The following is a 16,589-nucleotide window of genomic DNA, read 5'->3' on the forward strand; positions in this document are numbered from 1 at the left end:
GAATTGACAAAGAATAAAATATAGGGTTGTGAATGAAAAATAAAAATCATAAACCGATAATATCTATAAATCCTATTAAAGAAAAAATATATGAATTCGATAGTACTTTCACAACCAAAAGCCTATCCAATTTAAATAAAAACAGTGGATTTTATATATCGTATATTGAGCATAAAGATGTCATTATAAGTCAAATAAACACTAATTCCCTTACTTCAAATTCAGATGAAATAGACGCCATAATAACACAAAAAGCCTATGAAGAACTAGATCTTGATCCAAATTTGGAATACACGATAAAATATATAAAACAGAACGATTCAGATACCTCTTACACTGTATTTATAGTAAATAATCAAAATATACTAAATTTATATCAAAATACTATAGAAAAAGTAGATTATATAGATTGTATAACCATAGCACCTCTGCTTATGGAATCTTTATACAGTGAAAAATTACTATCGGGTAGTCAAACGGATTGTTTTATATATTTTGATGAAAATGACGCGTTTTTAACTATATACGATAACGGTAAATATGTACTTAGCAGATCGCTTGCAAGGCAATCTTTAGGACAGATAAATAGTAAATTCTGTGAGCTGACCGGAAATAAAGTGGAGATTGCTGATTTTTTAGACGAACTTAAAACAAAAGGGATAAATATCGAACAAAAAGATGGCCTAAATCAGGTTCTTGATGATGCATTTTACTATGTTTCAGATATTATAAACAGTGTATCGAAATTCCAAGGACTTTCCATACAAAATATATATGCAACAAGTTGCGTTGGCAATATACCGGGACTTGCAAAATTTATTCAAGACAGAATTCTTATAAATACATCCGATTTTAACTTTTTTAACAATATCAAATCATCAAATTTAGACCCCTCCTGCTTACATGTATTGATGACTTTATACGCAAAAGATTATATATCCTACAAAACAAAACTAAATTTTTCACCTTTTTTGCGACCTCCAGCCATATATCAAAGAGATGGCGGAATATTTTTGATAATAGCAACAAGCACTTTAATCATAAGTTTAATCTATCCAATCTATCAATTAATCAGCGGAATCTACCTTACAAAGCTTATAAATGATCAAAATATAATCATAAGTGAACAAGAAATTATAGTAAATAACTTAGAAAATCAACTAAATAAAATCAACTACGATATACAAGTCACAAAGCAAAATATTTATGATCAAGATCAGCAATTAGGTCTAAAAAAGAGCTTACTAAATCAAATTTATAGTAAAAAACGAGATTACCCAGTAAAGAGTATCGCGCTATATGAGATATCTAAAGAGATAAATGCGCTTGGAGTTAAAACGACGAGTATAAAGATAAATGATAAAACAGCGCTTATAAGTTTAATAAGCAATGATGATAAAAGAATAACTAAGCTTATAACAAACATAGATAATCTAAAATCTTATAAAGTAAGCACGAAACAGATAGCGTTAACCGGCAATGGTCAGTATGATAGCAATATAACAGTGGAGATAAGATAATGAATATTGAAAATATATTATCAAGACTAGATGAATATTTTGCAAAAAAGAAAAAAAACGAAGTTTATCTCATTTTTGTCGCTATATTTTTGATTATTTCATATACTGTGTATATGTTTGTGCTAGATAAAACATCAAATTTTTATGAAGAAAAACTAAGCGGATATCACTCTGCTCAAGAACAATATCTGAATTTAAAAAATACGGATGAAATAAATAACAACATAGCTATGTCTAAAAAAACATATAATCAAAATATATTTAATTTGCAAAATATAAAAGATGAAAACTCATATCTAAGCAAAGAGTTAAAAATACTATCTCAATCAATTTTCAACGAAAGAGACTTAAACAAATTTTTAGATTATTTAGCGTTAGAAGCTAAAAATAACAATATATCAGTGATAGATATCATAAACAACACAGGCAAGATAAAGCCTCTATCTGTAGAAAAATTTTACGATGTAAATGTATCGTTTAAAGCAAATTTCAATAATATAGTAAGATACATAAGCAATTTAGAGCGATCGAACAACGTAATAGATATACAAAATTTAGATATAAATGTCTCTCAAAATAACCTAAACGGAAATTTAAATATCATAGTATGGGGTATAAAATCAATATGAAAAAATATGTATTTTTGATGCTTATATCATATACCTTATCAGCCGATGAAGAAATCATGAAAAAATATATGGATATAACAAAAAACATATCTCAATCAAGGCAAACTCTAAGCCCATCTGAACTAAAAGATATAAAAGATCCATTCGTAAGCCAAAGAAATATTGACCAAGAACAGATCGATACTAACGAAACAGCTCAAGATCCTTATGTATTATATGCGATAGTTCAAAACAAAGTAAAAATAAATCAAAGCTGGTATGGTATAAAAGACACGATAGATATATACACTATATCTAGTATCCAAAAAGATAGTGTAATTTTACAAAACCAAACGCAAACTATAAAATTAAATTTAAAAAAAGGTAGCAGCAATGTCCTTATTAATTACAAATAAAAATATATTTAAGATATTAACAATTTTAGCAATATTTTTTAGTACTGAAGCATTAGCAAATGAATGCAAAAGCAGAGTTTTTAATATAAAAATCTCAAACAGCGTATCTACAGCAGAGATACTAAATCAACTTTCGGATATGTGTCATTTTAGCATTATACAAAATGACGAATATGCAAGTCAGGTACTGCAAAATCAGATATCTGGTATAAATATCAAAGATATGACGTTAAAAGAGATATTTGATATATTAATAAATCAAAACAATTTAGACTATACATTTTATAAAAATATACTAAAAATTTCATCTATGCAGACTAAAATGTTTAAGATAGATTATATAACTTCGGTGAGAGAAGGAACTGCTATCATAAAAGCTTCTGTTGATTCATCTCCGTCTGAGGTTGGCGGAAACAATAATAATAACAATAACTCAAATACGAACGATCAAGCCGGATACGGACTTGATAATCATATAAAAACAACCGAAAAATTTGACTTTTGGCAAAATTTAAATGCAGAGTTAAAAGCTATACTAAACAACGGAAGCGAAAAACTGATAGCACCGGATCCTGTTATAAATACAAATGCGGGGCTCATAACAGTTACTGGTACAAATACTCAGCTAAAAAGAGTAGGCGATTACTTAAATCAGCTTGAAAACAGACTTAAAAAACAAGTAATGATAGACGTATCCATAATAGCAGTAGAACTAAGTAATTCATATACAAAAGGTATAGATTGGTCTAAATTTGAGCTTGGATTTAACAGCTATCTTGGAAACGATCCTGTTACAGGAGCTCCATCTAGTATACAATTTGGTACTGGCTCAGCAGGAAATCCGGCTCAAAGTCTAAGAAATATAACAGGCGGTTTTGTGCTTGGAGGCGGAATCAATCTAAGCATGGACGGAGTTTTAAATTTCCTCGAAACAAAAGGTAGAACAAAAGTCGTCTCAAGTCCTAAAATTATGACTATGAATAACCAACAAGCTCTAATTACGGTTGGAGACAATATAAACTATAGAGTACAAGAAGACACAACAAATAACAACACGCAAACAGCAGTAACTAATACGACTTATACTCAATACTCAATATTTATCGGAATACTTTTAAATTTGCTTCCAGAAGTAAGCGATGATGGCAGGATAATGCTAAGAATAAATCCTAGTTTGAGTAGCTTTAAATACGGCGATGATAATAGAAGACAAGCAAATATAAGAGAGATTGCCCCGGATACTTTACAAAAGAAACTATCTACAGTAGTTCAAGTAAATAGTGGAGATACCATCATTCTTGGTGGTTTGATCGGTGAAACAAAAGGTAAAGACAACACAAGCGTTCCGGTTCTTGGAGATATACCTCTGTTCGGAAATCTTTTTAAAAGCACTAAGGATTCAGTTAGCACAACAGAGCTTATCTTTATAATAACACCAAAAGTTATCAATAACGAAACTCCAAAACAGATACGAAATTCATTAAAAGAACTTGGATTTTCAGAGTCTGTCTTATGAATAACTACACTGCTTTAAAAGAGGTTTTTGTTGATGATAACGGTATTTTTGATTATGTAAATTTAGATAAATCCACTATCACATATTACAAAATTTTAAACGCTCTTAAAAAACCTCTAAAGCTAGTGTTATTTTATGGAAAACCAGGATCCGGAAAGACATTTCTACTGCATAAAATTTATAAAGATATATCTCAAAAAGATAAAGTAATATTTTTCCCTCAACCATTTTTCAATGAAGCAGACTTCATAAATGCTCTTAGTATAGAGATTTTTAATCAAAAAATTGAAAATCCAACATACGAGAACCTTATAGCAAACTATAAAAATAGTTTAAAAACGGATCAACATGAAAGTAAATATATAATTTTACTTTTAGATGAGGCGCAACTTTATCCTAATTTTTTAATAGAAAAAATAAGACTAATGGCAGATACTAGGCTATTTAAGATACTTTTTACCGTACATAAAACAGATGAGGAAGACACACTGGCTAAGGATTATTTTCGTACCAGAATTTGGGAAAATATCGAATTAGAAAGCTCGAGTCTGGATGAAATATGCTTATATATAGAAAAAAAGTTGGTTTTTCATAATCTCCATAGTTATTTTGATATGTACAATATAAATCATATAAAACTTATATATAAATTAACTAATGGAAATTTAAGAGTACTAAATAAGCTGTTATATAAAATATATGAAATTTATGAATATTATGAAGAAAGCAGACCATCAACCATAAAAAATAGACGTCTATTAAAAAAAGTAGTGGAAATGGCTGCCATAGACTCGGGACTTATAAATGCTTGATTCTTATGAAATACAAGAAATGGAAAACAAATGGAAAAAATATAACAGAAATAGAAATAAAAAACTATATATGTTATCTGCTACGATACTTATATGCTTAAGCATTGGTATATCTGCTGGGTATTTTATAGATCTATATATGAAAAAACAAAGCGATATGCTTCAAAATGAAATAGCAAATATAAATTTAAAAAAACACGTAAATGAACTAAAAGAAAAAGCAAAAATAGCTAAACAAAAGCTAGAACAACAAAGAGCTCAAGACGAAAAAGAGCTACTAGAACAAGCTAAAAAAGATGATGTAGGCTTTAATCTAGATATCGAAAAACAAACCACTCTAGATGAATCGTTGCCAAATCAGCAAACAAAGCAAAAAATAAAAGATATAAAAACTGCAGATAACAACAATGTCTTAATACCAAAAATCATCTCTCAAAACGCTTTACCAAATTTAAACGATTCTGAAATTACAAATCAGCGTATCATTTCTGATTTGCCTCTACCTCAAGATACTAAAATTTTGGAATTTTCAGAAACAAATCAGAGCGAATCAAATCAATATCAAAATCAGGCGCAAAATAAAAACCAAGCACAAAACAGCATAAAAATTGAATCTCAAACCATAGATATGTCAGTAGAATCTCTAAAATCTAAATTTGATAGTACGAATGATATAAAATACGCTATTTTACTAGCTGAAGAGTTTTACAAACAAAACGACTATGAAAATGCTATAAAATGGGCTTTTACGATAAATAGTATAGATGAAAACGAGGTAAAAGGCTGGGTTATCTTTGCTAAAGCGAAGTATAAAATAGGCAAAAAAGAAGACGCGCTAACAGTTCTTAATGCACTACAAGAGAAAAATAGATCAGCTAGCATAGAAGAGCTTATAGAGCAGATCAAAAAAGAAACTTTATAATGGTAAAAAAAATATGAATGAAAAAAATGATATTTCAGGACCTGAGTTTTATCAAAACAAAAACGCCCAACTAAGTCAAATAGATAAACAAGTTTTACTCACTCTAATCAGAGATGGAAAACTCAGTCAAAACAATGCAAATGATTTAGAAACAAAGATAAACGCCAACAACATAAAAGATATTTTGATGGAGTATGCAAATATATCTTATGATGATTTTATAAATACTATTTTAGATCTTTATAGGCGCGATAGAGTAACTCTAAAAGATATTACAGACCATTTTTTATTAGATTTAGAGGAGTTCTTAAAAGATGTTGCAAAACAGTTTAGGCTGGAGTATTTAAATTTAGAAAACATTAAACTCAATTATAATCTCATTGAAAAAGTATCTGCGGTACAGCTAAAAAAGCTCGGTGCACTTCCTATAAAAGAAGATGAGATAAATGTATATGTTGCACTAAAAAATCCATTTGATTTAGACGCTCAAGATAGAATCGGTCATATTTTTAATAGAAAATTACTCAAAGTAGTAGTATGTGATCCAAATAACATAGATAAATACATGAGCAAAATAGAATTAAATGAGAGCGTAAAAGGCATAATCAACGAAATCAGAAAAGAACTCGGCAGCCAAACTACACAAGATAGCGATAGCAGCGGTATTTTAAAGCTCATTGAAACGATCTTAAGGATATCTATACAAAACAGAGCAAGCGATATCCATATAGAGCCTACAGAAACAAACTGTATCGTAAGAAGCCGGATCGATGGAATGCTCGCTGAGACTTTTGTATTTGATAAAGATATATATCCACCTTTAATAAGCCGCATAAAACTCTTATCAAATATGGATATAGCCGAACGTAGAAAACCTCAAGACGGGCGTTTTTCTGCTCATATATTAAACAGAGAATATGATTTTCGTATATCGACTTTGCCGATTTTAAACGGAGAAAGTTTAGTTTTAAGAATACTTGATAAATCCAAAGTGGTAATAAGCTTAGAAAATTTAGGTATGCGTCAACAAAATTTCTCTAAATTTACTCACTCGATGCATCAACCTTATGGCATAATTTTAGTAACAGGACCTACTGGAAGCGGTAAATCAACTACTTTATACGGTGCTTTAAACGATATAAAAAGCGTAGAAAAAAAGATTATTACCGTAGAAGATCCAGTAGAATACCAATTAAATATGATCCAACAAGTGCATGTAAACGAAAAAGCGGGTCTTACGTTTTCTGTAGCGTTAAGATCGATATTACGTCAAGATCCAGATATCATAATGATAGGAGAAATAAGAGATCAAGATACATTAAGAATCGCCATACAAGCAGCATTAACTGGTCACCTTGTATTTTCTACACTACACACAAACGATGCAATCTCAGCGATAACTCGTATGATAGACATGGGCGTTGAAAGCTACTTAGTAAGCGGAGCTTTGATAGCTATAGAAGCTCAACGTCTAATAAGAAAACTCTGTCCTCACTGTAAACAAAAAATAGCTCTATCTGCAAACATCATAAAAGACATACAAAAACAGCTTCCTAGCGAGTATCAATTTTATAAAAGCGTAGGATGTGAGCTATGTTCTCAAACAGGATTTTTAGGGCGTGAAATGATAAGCGAAATTTTGCCTATAAGTGATAAAATATCGTCTATGATAGCAAGTGAAGCTTCAAAAGACGAGCTTAAAAAAGTTGCATATGAAGAGGGTTTTACGGATATGTTTTATGATGGAATCATAAGAGCGGCAAACGGAATTACAACGATAGAAGAGATATATAGAGTAGCAAAAGTATGAAGATATATGAAGTAGAACAAATAATAAAAGCTAAACGCAATAAGATATATATAAAAGCTGAAAATAGAGTAGAAGCAAAAGAAACCGCTATGAAACAAAACAGAGGAATCGTAATAAAAGTAACAGAAACCAAAACTGTACCTCTTGATATGCAAATAAGCGAAATCAAACAAAAACTAACTCAAAAATTATTATATCCAAAGGTAAAAATACCAAATTTAGTAGCTTGTATAAGACAGTTAAGCGTTATGACAAATGCCGGTATATCAATACACGATAGCATAAAAGAGGTTATAAAATCAACAACGGATAAAAGGCTAAAACTAATTTTTGAAAATGTAAATGATGATTTAAATGCCGGAATGAGCATCACAGAGTCTTTAAATTTATATAGCGATGAACTAGGGAATGTTGTTATAGCAATGGTAAGACTTGGTGAAGAGTCCGGAAATATGGCAGAATCTCTACAAAAATTAGCTGAAATACTACAAGAAATTTGGGATAATCAAAGAAAATTTAAAAAAGCCATTCGATACCCTACTTTAGTTATTTGCGCTATAGCAATAGCTTTTGTACTGCTTATGGTGCTTGTAGTTCCGACATTTAGAGATATTTTTGAACAGCTAAATGCAGAACTTCCTTTGCCTACTAGAATACTCCTAAATATAGAATATCTTATTACAAACTATGGATTTATCTGCTTAGGAGGTATCGTTTTATTTCTATTTATCTTAACTAATTTATATAAGAAAAATGGAAAATTTAAAAATATATTTGATAAATATATTTTAAAAGTTTATCTAATAAAAAATATTATATTTTTTTCATCTATGAGTAGATTTAATCTCATATTTACTGAACTTGTTCGAGCAGGTATACCTATAAATGACGCTCTTGATACGGCTTGTGTGACGATTTCAAATTCATATATTAAAAATAAACTTTTAGGCGTAAAAGTAAATGTACAAAGAGGAAATCCACTAAATTATGCATTTAGCGAAACCAAACTATATGAAGGTATGCTTTTACAAATGATAAGTGCCGGAGAAAAAAGCGGTAGTTTAGACTCTATGCTTGAGAAAGTTACAGACTACTATAAAGAGAAATTTAATACTCTAATTGACAACATATCAAGCTATATTGAGCCGATACTACTCGTATTTATAGCTGCTACCATAATACTCCTTGGTCTAGGTATATTTTTACCGATGTGGGATATGGCGAATGCTGTAAAATAATATAACTTTAATATAACATATGATAATATTATAAACTTAAATTTATAATAAAGGAATCATATGAAAGACAGCCTCGGGCTATTAGAAAAGGATATAGATGAAGAGGCGTTTTTAGTCTCTAAAACAGACTTAAAAGGCGACATTACATACTGCAATCAAACTTTTTTAGAAGTAGTAAATTCAAAAAACAAAGATCTAATAGGAAAACATCATAACATAGTAAGACATCCAGATATGCCTAAATTTGTCTTTCAACTGCTATGGAAAAGAATAAAAAACAAACAAGAAATCTTTGCATTTGTTAAAAATAGAACTTTCGATCAAGCTTATTACTGGGTTTGCGCAAATGTTACACCATCCATTGATGAACACGGAAATATAATCGGCTACTACTCAGTAAGGCGCAAAGCAAGCAAAGAAGCGATAAAAACCATAGTCCCGATATATCAAAAAATGGTTGAATTGGAAAAAACAGGAGGCGTAGAAGCTTCTTCTAAATTTATAAATAGTTTTCTAACTCAAAACAATACCACTTATGATTGTTTCATAAATAATTTACAGCGTTCTAAAGGATAAAAATGTCAATATTTAGCAAAAATAGTAGTTTTGATGAAAAACTATATGAGCAAATTTTATATGTCGCTACTCAAGCTGCAAACGGAAAACTGGAAGCTAGGATTACAGATGTAGATAAAAATTCCAAACTAACACAAATAGCAGTATGCATAAACAATCTTTTAGATCAAATAGAAGCGCTACAAAGAGAAATCGATACAAGCATAAAAGCTTCAAGAAACGGACTTGAATATAGAAATATCTACACTCAAGGATTCAAAGGATTATTTAAAGTAAATGCTAAATCAATGAGCGAGGGCGTATCTGGGGTATTGGAAGGTGAAAAAGGCAAAATCAGAGGTATATTATCACAAAAATTATGTGAGTTAGGAAACGGAAACAAAGGTATAGCAGATATCAAAAAAGATCTTCAAAAAAGCGTAAAAGATCTAAATCAAGTAGTAAGCTCATCGCAAACAACGGCTACATTGGCGCAAGATAGCATAAAAAATGTTAATGAACTTTGCGTAAATTTTGATAATATAACAAAAAACTCAAATCAAACAACACAAACAATAAACCAAAGAGCGAATGAAATAAGCAATGTCATAAGTCTGATAAAAGATATCGCAGATCAAACAAATCTTCTTGCTCTAAATGCAGCCATAGAAGCAGCACGTGCAGGTGAGCACGGACGTGGATTTGCGGTTGTTGCAGATGAAGTTAGAAAACTAGCCGAAAATACTACAAAAGCTACAAACGATATCGATTTAAACGTAAATTTACTCTCTCAAGAAGCAGATGAGTTAAATAAGAACTCAGATATGATAAATAAAATAGCTCAAACTGCTGCAAAAAATACGCAAGATCTAAAAGACGCATTAAGCAAATTTAGTTTTGATGCGCAAAATACCGCACAAATTGCAGAACTAACTCAAAACAAAACTATGGGAATTCTAACTAAACTTGATATCGTTATGTATAAAACAGCTGCGTATAACAACACTTTAAACCAGCTAGGATGCACTCAGGAACTATCAGATCAAGAATCAGATATCATAAATAATTACAAAAATAGTTTTGAATCTAGATTCACAAAGGATAAATTTTGCATTAAAACCAAAGAAGAACTACATGCCATAACAGATATGGTAAAGCAAAATGTTTCAGAGTCGAAATCAGGATATAATCTGCAAAATATAGACAAATTTATAAATCAATTTATAAAAATAGAGGATAAAAGCGCTACCATTTTCTCAAACATAGATCAAATGATAGCAAATAGTAGTCAGAACAAAAAATAATGATTATTTTGTCAGCATTTTTTTAGCACAATCACTCATTCTCTTGCCGTCGCAACTAGCGCCAAGCTCTTCTTTTGCAACTTTCATAAGTGCGCCTAGATCTTTAATACTAGCAAAATTATTTTTACTTATTAAATTTTGTAGTTTTTCTTCAAGCTCACAGTCGCTTAGTTGCGTTGGCAAATATGAACTTATGATATTTACCTCTTCAAGCTCTTTTTGTTCTAAATCCTCTCTACCGCCTGCTTTATACTGAGAAGCAGACTCATTTCTACGCTTTATCTCGGTTTGTAAAATAGCAAAGATTCTCTCATCACTAAGAGTAATTCTCTCATCAACTTCGATCTGTTTAAAAGCTGAGCTAATCATTCTTAAAGTATCGCGACGAAAATTATCTTTTGATTTCATCGCCTCTTTTATATCATTTAAAATACGCTCTTTTACACTCATTTTTACTCCTTTAAATTTAATAATCCAAGCTTACTGGCTACTGCTATTCCTTCTCTTAACCCATCGTCTATCACTATATATGGAACGCTAAATTCTTCTAATATCGGTTTTAAAAGATAAATTCCGGCTATTACTAAAGAAGTCCTATTTTTACCTACTAAACTATCTTTGTCATTTGATAAAGATAGTTTTAATAGAGCTGCGTCAAAATCCTCAAGATCTAAAATAGCTCCATTTATCATTTTAGCGTCATAATTCTCATATTTTAGTCCAAGTTTTAAGGCAACCACGCTAGTTGGAACTCCAGACGTAAGAATAATATTTTTAAAATTAAATTTAGAAATAAAGCTCAAAGCATCTTGAATTTTATCTTTAGCGACTATTTTAAACTTTGCTTCATCGCTACAACACTCCTCGCAAAACCTTACAATTCCAAATTTAAAACTCTTAAACTCATTTGCAAAACTTATCTCAGTGCTAGCACCGCCAAGATCTATCAGCAAAGATTCATCTATATGAAATCCAAGTTTCAAAGCTCTATTTTCCACACCCAATCTTGCTAATTTAGCCTCCAAATTTCCACTAATGATATTAAATTTAATACCAAAATCACGTTCAATATCATAAAAAAAATCTTTAGCATTTGATGCTAGCCTAAAAGCCTCAGTGGCAACTGCTATATGGCTATCATTTTTAAAATCAAACGTAACGATAATTTCACCAAGAGCCTCAGTAATACGCATTTTTGCTGCCATACTAAGACCTTCGCTGCTTAAATTTCTAGCTGAGCCGACTATCTTTTCATAACTTTGGGTAATCTCAAGATTATCATCCATAGCGCAAACTCGTATAGTATTTGAGCCAAGATCTATGCAGATCATCTTTTATCCTTTAAAAAAGCTTTAATTTCGAGTTCTTTTAACACTTTTAAATGCTCTCCTAAGTCCTTGCCTCTTAGATGAGATAACTTGCTTATATCGATATTTGGATTAAATGTTTTATCATAAAATCCTAAATCAACTGCCATTCTTACCCTATTTTTCGTATTTAACCCAAGCCAATTTGAAAGCGGCATACTTAATGCTATTTTCATCATTTCATATCTGCTAGCTCGCTTTAAAAACGGCTCGTTTATCAATTTTTTATAGAATTTACCGAGAGACAAACTATCTAAAATCTCTTTTGGATTTAATTTATAAAAGTTTATAAGATCATATAAAAAACTTCTTGAATCATGCGTTATATTGAAATGCTGCTGAACTATTTTACCAAAACTATCTGGTTCAAATTTAACTCCAAAAAGTCTTTTATCTAGCCCCAAATCGCTCAAAAGTTCTATTCCAAAAGTTTTATGAGGAGCTATAAAAAACTTTTCAAGTTCAGATCTGATTCTATCTTTGCTAAGATCGTCTATACTGATATTGCGCATAATTTTTAAGCTTTGCTCATCCGCTTTCAAACCAAATCTTGCAGCAAATTGCACTGCTCTTAAAACTCTTAAACTATCCTCGCAAAAACTATGTTTATCAACTATTTTCAAAATCTTGTTTTGTATATCTTTACGACCGCCCCAAAAGTCGAGTATTTCGCCATTAAATATATTGATCATCATAGCATTCATAGTAAAATCGCGTCTTTTACTCGCAATTTTTTCATCGTTACAGTATGAAACTATGAAAGCTTTATGACCTATTCCGTTCTTACTTTCAGTTCTAGGTAGGCTTATATCATAATTTTTATATTTATATACAAAATAGCTTTTTCCAACTCCAGTAGCACCGATATCATGCATAATATTTTCAAATTTGAAAGGATCTATATCATAAACTTCTATATCAAAATCAATATTTTTAGCTCCAAGAAGCATATCTCTAACGCATCCTCCAACAAGATAAGCGCGTTTAGTCCGGTGTTTAAGTATATTTTTTAGAGTGCTTAACTCGTTATTTTGAAAGATTTGTGAGACGATGTTCGATATTTGCAAGTGCGAATTCCAAAAATTTTATTGTCAAATCAAGCTTCAATTCCATATTGCTATTATCAGAACTATTTAAGCCTTCAAATAAAACGCCTATTCTCTCTTTTAAATTTTTTAGAAAAATAATTTCGCTATTTACGCTTTCATCCTTAAACTCAGGCTTAATAGTTGACTTATCATCGTTTTCAACTCTATTTGCAACAGATTCTTCAACGCTTACAATATCGCCGCGAATTTCATCTAATTTTTGTATCTTTTCAAGTTCAGCTGTAACTTCATCTATAGTAATTTTTGCGATATCTTCAAGTTTCATATTTTAACTAGCCACCTTTTAAATTCTCTTATGCCTATTTCGTCATCGGTTTTTAAATTTAGAAAAAAATCAAGCATCTGCTCATTTACATAAACATTTTTGCGTCTAAGACCGCTAAGACGTCTTACGGCCGACTGAGCTTCTTGATTGTGCGGCTCAGCTTTTAAAATGTTTTTATAAACTTCAAGGGCGTCATTTCTAAGCCCTTGATTTTCATAAATTAAAGCTTCTGTGATTGTATTTTTCATATCTTTTTTACGTAATCACTAATTATTGAGCCGATTTCACTTGTGGTGCAAATTTCTTTAGCATCAAATTTAGCAATATCTTTTGTTCTATATCCATCTCTTAAAACAGCTCTTACGGCCTTTTCTATATCGTTTGCGGCTTCGTTTTTATTTAAAGCATATTTCAACATCATAGCTGCAGAAAGTATCATAGCTATAGGATTGGCAATTCCTTGTCCTGCAATATCAGGAGCACTTCCGTGTATCGGCTCATAAATTCCTACTTTTCCGCCTATAGAAGCGCTTGGAAGAAGACCGATAGAGCCGCATATCATACTTGCTTCATCACTTAAAATATCGCCGAATAAATTCTCAGTCAAAATAACATCAAATTGGGCTGGATTTCTAACTAACTGCATTGAAGCGTTATCAACATACATAAACTCCAAACTCACTTCAGGATAATCTTTTGCTACTTTAGAAGCTACTTCTCTCCATAGTTGAGACGTTTCTAAAACATTAGCTTTATCTACTAAACAGACTTTTTTATCTCTTTTCATAGCAGCTTCAAAAGCGATTTTAGATATTCTTTCTATCTCTTGAGTAGTATAAACCATGGTATTAAAAGCTCTATTTGTATCTTTTTGTCTTGGCTCACCAAAATAAAGTCCCCCAGTAAGCTCACGAACTACAAGCAAATCTACGTTTTGTAATACTTCTGGTTTTAAAGTAGAAGCATTTATAAGCTCGTCAAAAATAAGCGCTGGACGCAAATTTGCGTACGCTCCAAGAGATTTTCTAAGCTTTAAAAGACCGCTTTCTGGACGAAGGTCTCTTGGCAAATTATCCCATTTTGATCCACCTATAGCCCCAAAAAGAACCGCGTCACTTTTTAAAGCAGACTCCAAAGTCTCATCAGGAAGCGGTACGCCAAATACATCTATAGCCGCTCCGCCCATCAAAAAATATTCGTAATTTAACTCAAATCCAAACTTAGCACTAACACTATCGAGTACTTTTATAGCCTCTTCTGCTATCTCTGGACCTATTCCATCACCTTTTATAACACAAATATTATATCGATTCATAAATGTTTTACCTTATTTTTAAATTTAATTTAGACTTTTTTTAGCATAATTAATAAGACCGCCAGATCTAACAAGCTCTTGCATAAATTCCGGAATCGGCTCAAATTTATACTCAGTTTTTTGAGTTAAATTTTTTATAATTCCACCGCTAAAATCAACTTCTAGATTATCTCCTTCACTTATATCATCAGTCTTTTGACACTCTAATATCAAAAGTCCCGTATTAAAGCTATTCCTATAAAATATCCTTGCAAAAGACCTCGCTATAACTACACTTATACCAGCAGCTTTTAAAGCGAGAGGAGCATGCTCACGGCTACTTCCGCAACCAAAATTTTCTCCAGCTACTATGATATCGCCTTTTGTGACTTTGCTATAAAAATCTTTATCCGCATCTTCCATAATATGTTTGGCTAATTCATCTGGATTGCTAGTATTTAAGTATCTTGCGGCTATTATTATATCTGTATCAATATTATCTTTAAATTTCCATACTTTAGACATACTTTTCCTTTAAAAATTTGGTCGATTATATCAAATTTAAACTTAAAATCGCTCAATTATCATCATAACTGCTATGATAGCTATCAAAACCGCACTTACTCTTTCTATCAGATAAGCTTTAGTTTTAAGCAGTTTTTTAAACGCGACTCCGCCAAGAGCATAGATATTAAAGTCTATGATTTCTATAAACATCAAGACGAGTATCATCATATACAGTCTTATACCAAAGGGCGAAACGCTATCTATAAAAAGCGGAAATAAAGCGGTAAAAAATGCCCACGCTTTTGGATTTGATACTGAGCTCATAAAGCCTTGCCAAAACAGAGCTTTAGAGCTTATATCTTTTGCTTTTTCATCAAGGTTAAATTTGCTTCCGAGAAACATTTTATAGCTCAGATACAAAAGATAAGAAGCGCAAATAACGGTAAAAATTTGAAAAAATATCGGAAATTTAGCCAACACCGCTCCTACTGAAACAGCGCATACAAAAGCGACTATACCAAGGCTTATCGTCGCTCCTGCCATCATAAAAAGCGTTTTTTTATATCCAACGCTCATACCAAGACTAAGAGCCAAAGTCATATTTAGCCCAGGAAGTAGTGAAATCACCCAAAATGTAGTTATAAAAAGTAGCCAGTCCATAATAACACCTAAAAAGATTTAAACACGTCAAAAAGCATCCAGACTCCAAGTAGTAAAAACAGCGTTGCGCTAATCTTATTTATGACTTTAAAGTTTGAACTAAAAAACTTCTTCACGCTTGAGCCAAAAGTAGCATAGATATTTGTAGCTGCAAACTCTATACAAGCTATGACTATGATAAACGCAGCAAAAGTAGAGTTAAAAGGATTATGAACATCCATAAATTTAGGCAATAAGCTTATCATAAATCCCCATATAATAGGATCGCCAAAAGAGCTTACGAATCCTTGAAAAACTATAGCTTTTGAACTTAAATTTCTAACATCTATCTTTATATTGCTATTTATTTTAGTAGCTAAAAACATCTTATAAGCTATAAAAAATAGATAAAACGCACCAAAAATCCTAAGAACAGTAAAGAAAAACGGAAATTTAGTTATCAAAAATCCTATCCCAATTCCGCTTAAAAACACGATAGCAGCTATACAAACAGTAGATGACAAGATAAATAAAAACGCTCTTTTATAACCTGCGCTAAGCCCGATAGTAAGCGCCATAAGCATATTTAGGCCGGGACTTAAAGCAGCCAAAAAGAAACTTGTGATAAATAAAATCCAATCCATAAAATTACCTCAATTTTTGCGTGGTATTGTATCAAAAACTTATATAAATTCACAACTTTTTAA

The 16,589-nt window shown here is 31.2% G+C and carries 18 protein-coding genes and 1 pseudogene; 10 read left to right on the forward strand and 9 right to left on the reverse strand.

Going from position 1 to position 16,589, the window contains the following annotated elements; all coding sequences use genetic code 11:
- Nucleotides 1–32: 32 nt before the first annotated feature.
- From DQN38_RS04920 to DQN38_RS09140, 10 genes are all read left to right on the forward strand, one after another.
- On the forward strand, nucleotides 33–1,520 hold the full coding sequence (locus tag DQN38_RS04920; RefSeq protein WP_111738200.1) for a hypothetical protein: 1,488 nt from the start codon (nucleotides 33–35) through the stop codon (nucleotides 1,518–1,520).
- Nucleotides 1,520–2,149: a hypothetical protein gene (locus DQN38_RS04925; protein WP_111738201.1), complete on the forward strand. Its 630-nt coding sequence runs from the start codon at nucleotides 1,520–1,522 to the stop codon at nucleotides 2,147–2,149. Before DQN38_RS04920 ends, DQN38_RS04925 begins: the two co-directional genes overlap by 1 nt.
- Complete coding sequence (locus DQN38_RS04930; protein ID WP_011732040.1) at nucleotides 2,146–2,544, forward strand: hypothetical protein; 399 nt, start codon at nucleotides 2,146–2,148, stop codon at nucleotides 2,542–2,544. Before DQN38_RS04925 ends, DQN38_RS04930 begins: the two co-directional genes overlap by 4 nt.
- Nucleotides 2,522–4,060, forward strand: a complete 1,539-nt coding sequence (gene mshL / locus DQN38_RS04935; RefSeq protein WP_002849561.1) for a pilus (MSHA type) biogenesis protein MshL — start codon at nucleotides 2,522–2,524, stop codon at nucleotides 4,058–4,060. The genes DQN38_RS04930 and mshL overlap by 23 nt, the downstream gene beginning before the upstream one ends.
- Entirely contained in the window at nucleotides 4,057–4,872 is an 816-nt protein-coding gene (locus tag DQN38_RS04940) for an ATP-binding protein (RefSeq protein WP_111738202.1), read from the forward strand. The genes mshL and DQN38_RS04940 overlap by 4 nt, the downstream gene beginning before the upstream one ends.
- Before the next feature lie 19 nt (nucleotides 4,873–4,891).
- Nucleotides 4,892–5,794: a CDC27 family protein gene (locus DQN38_RS04945; protein ID WP_170117942.1), complete on the forward strand. Its 903-nt coding sequence runs from the start codon at nucleotides 4,892–4,894 to the stop codon at nucleotides 5,792–5,794.
- A gap of 13 nt (nucleotides 5,795–5,807) precedes the next feature.
- Entirely contained in the window at nucleotides 5,808–7,604 is a 1,797-nt protein-coding gene (locus tag DQN38_RS04950) for a GspE/PulE family protein (protein ID WP_002849566.1), read from the forward strand.
- Nucleotides 7,601–8,842, forward strand: a complete 1,242-nt coding sequence (locus DQN38_RS04955; RefSeq protein WP_002849567.1) for a type II secretion system F family protein — start codon at nucleotides 7,601–7,603, stop codon at nucleotides 8,840–8,842. Before DQN38_RS04950 ends, DQN38_RS04955 begins: the two co-directional genes overlap by 4 nt.
- Nucleotides 8,843–8,902: 60 nt before the next feature.
- A complete protein-coding gene (locus DQN38_RS04960; RefSeq protein ID WP_002849568.1) occupies nucleotides 8,903–9,418 on the forward strand; it encodes a PAS domain-containing protein in 516 nt (171 codons plus the stop codon).
- Between the two features lie 287 nt (nucleotides 9,419–9,705).
- Nucleotides 9,706–10,701, forward strand: coding sequence for a methyl-accepting chemotaxis protein (locus tag DQN38_RS09140; RefSeq protein WP_152759159.1), 996 nt, complete (start codon nucleotides 9,706–9,708; stop codon nucleotides 10,699–10,701).
- Nucleotides 10,702–10,704: 3 nt separating this feature from the next.
- Here DQN38_RS09140 and DQN38_RS04970 read toward each other — a convergent pair whose 3' ends face one another.
- The 9 genes and pseudogenes from DQN38_RS04970 to DQN38_RS05010 form a co-directional block, all read right to left on the reverse strand.
- Nucleotides 10,705–11,151, reverse strand: coding sequence for a GatB/YqeY domain-containing protein (locus DQN38_RS04970; protein WP_002849571.1), 447 nt, complete (start codon nucleotides 11,149–11,151; stop codon nucleotides 10,705–10,707).
- A gap of 2 nt (nucleotides 11,152–11,153) precedes the next feature.
- A complete protein-coding gene (locus DQN38_RS04975) occupies nucleotides 11,154–12,032 on the reverse strand; it encodes a Ppx/GppA phosphatase family protein (RefSeq protein ID WP_011732044.1) in 879 nt (292 codons plus the stop codon).
- The gene (locus DQN38_RS04980) at nucleotides 12,029–13,135 is read right to left on the reverse strand and encodes a tRNA nucleotidyltransferase/poly(A) polymerase-related protein (protein ID WP_002849575.1); all 1,107 of its coding nucleotides are present in this window, start codon (nucleotides 13,133–13,135) and stop codon (nucleotides 12,029–12,031) included. The genes DQN38_RS04975 and DQN38_RS04980 overlap by 4 nt, the downstream gene beginning before the upstream one ends.
- Nucleotides 13,095–13,259 (reverse strand): annotated as a pseudogene (locus tag DQN38_RS09285) (CiaD-like domain-containing protein); the annotation flags it as partial. The pseudogene DQN38_RS09285 and the gene DQN38_RS04980, both read right to left, overlap by 41 nt.
- A 179-nt stretch (nucleotides 13,260–13,438) precedes the next feature.
- The gene (locus DQN38_RS04990) at nucleotides 13,439–13,690 is read right to left on the reverse strand and encodes a hypothetical protein (RefSeq protein ID WP_002849577.1); all 252 of its coding nucleotides are present in this window, start codon (nucleotides 13,688–13,690) and stop codon (nucleotides 13,439–13,441) included.
- Nucleotides 13,687–14,757 carry a 3-isopropylmalate dehydrogenase gene (gene leuB, locus DQN38_RS04995; protein WP_002849578.1) on the reverse strand — a complete coding sequence of 357 codons (1,071 nt, stop codon included), beginning with the start codon at nucleotides 14,755–14,757 and terminating at the stop codon, nucleotides 13,687–13,689. Before leuB ends, DQN38_RS04990 begins: the two co-directional genes overlap by 4 nt.
- A 24-nt stretch (nucleotides 14,758–14,781) precedes the next feature.
- A complete protein-coding gene (locus DQN38_RS05000) occupies nucleotides 14,782–15,261 on the reverse strand; it encodes a 3-isopropylmalate dehydratase small subunit (RefSeq protein WP_002849579.1) in 480 nt (159 codons plus the stop codon).
- Nucleotides 15,262–15,303: 42 nt separating this feature from the next.
- Nucleotides 15,304–15,903 carry a LysE family translocator gene (locus DQN38_RS05005; RefSeq protein WP_002849582.1) on the reverse strand — a complete coding sequence of 200 codons (600 nt, stop codon included), beginning with the start codon at nucleotides 15,901–15,903 and terminating at the stop codon, nucleotides 15,304–15,306.
- Between the two features lie 8 nt (nucleotides 15,904–15,911).
- Nucleotides 15,912–16,526 (reverse strand): LysE family translocator, encoded by a 615-nt coding sequence (locus DQN38_RS05010; protein ID WP_011732046.1) that lies wholly within the window; start codon nucleotides 16,524–16,526, stop codon nucleotides 15,912–15,914.
- Nucleotides 16,527–16,589: the final 63 nt, after the last annotated feature.

Origin of the sequence: Campylobacter fetus subsp. fetus (assembly GCF_900475935.1) — a bacterium.
In the GTDB taxonomy this organism is placed as follows: Bacteria; Campylobacterota; Campylobacteria; order Campylobacterales; family Campylobacteraceae; genus Campylobacter; species Campylobacter fetus.

Bases quoted from the DNA above. Each gene is read 5' to 3' on its own strand.
- DQN38_RS04920 (WP_111738200.1), top strand. From the start codon at position 33: ATGAAAAATAAAAATCATAAACCGATAATATCTATAAATCCTATTAAA.
- DQN38_RS04925 (WP_111738201.1), top strand. From the start codon at position 1,520: ATGAATATTGAAAATATATTATCAAGACTAGATGAATATTTTGCAAAA.
- DQN38_RS04930 (WP_011732040.1), top strand. From the start codon at position 2,146: ATGAAAAAATATGTATTTTTGATGCTTATATCATATACCTTATCAGCC.
- mshL (WP_002849561.1), top strand. From the start codon at position 2,522: ATGTCCTTATTAATTACAAATAAAAATATATTTAAGATATTAACAATT.
- DQN38_RS04940 (WP_111738202.1), top strand. From the start codon at position 4,057: ATGAATAACTACACTGCTTTAAAAGAGGTTTTTGTTGATGATAACGGT.
- DQN38_RS04945 (WP_170117942.1), top strand. From the start codon at position 4,892: ATGGAAAACAAATGGAAAAAATATAACAGAAATAGAAATAAAAAACTA.
- DQN38_RS04950 (WP_002849566.1), top strand. From the start codon at position 5,808: ATGAATGAAAAAAATGATATTTCAGGACCTGAGTTTTATCAAAACAAA.
- DQN38_RS04955 (WP_002849567.1), top strand. From the start codon at position 7,601: ATGAAGATATATGAAGTAGAACAAATAATAAAAGCTAAACGCAATAAG.
- DQN38_RS04960 (WP_002849568.1), top strand. From the start codon at position 8,903: ATGAAAGACAGCCTCGGGCTATTAGAAAAGGATATAGATGAAGAGGCG.
- DQN38_RS09140 (WP_152759159.1), top strand. From the start codon at position 9,706: ATGAGCGAGGGCGTATCTGGGGTATTGGAAGGTGAAAAAGGCAAAATC.
- DQN38_RS04970 (WP_002849571.1), bottom strand. From the start codon at position 11,151: ATGAGTGTAAAAGAGCGTATTTTAAATGATATAAAAGAGGCGATGAAA.
- DQN38_RS04975 (WP_011732044.1), bottom strand. From the start codon at position 12,032: ATGATCTGCATAGATCTTGGCTCAAATACTATACGAGTTTGCGCTATG.
- DQN38_RS04990 (WP_002849577.1), bottom strand. From the start codon at position 13,690: ATGAAAAATACAATCACAGAAGCTTTAATTTATGAAAATCAAGGGCTT.
- leuB (WP_002849578.1), bottom strand. From the start codon at position 14,757: ATGAATCGATATAATATTTGTGTTATAAAAGGTGATGGAATAGGTCCA.
- DQN38_RS05000 (WP_002849579.1), bottom strand. From the start codon at position 15,261: ATGTCTAAAGTATGGAAATTTAAAGATAATATTGATACAGATATAATA.
- DQN38_RS05005 (WP_002849582.1), bottom strand. From the start codon at position 15,903: ATGGACTGGCTACTTTTTATAACTACATTTTGGGTGATTTCACTACTT.
- DQN38_RS05010 (WP_011732046.1), bottom strand. From the start codon at position 16,526: ATGGATTGGATTTTATTTATCACAAGTTTCTTTTTGGCTGCTTTAAGT.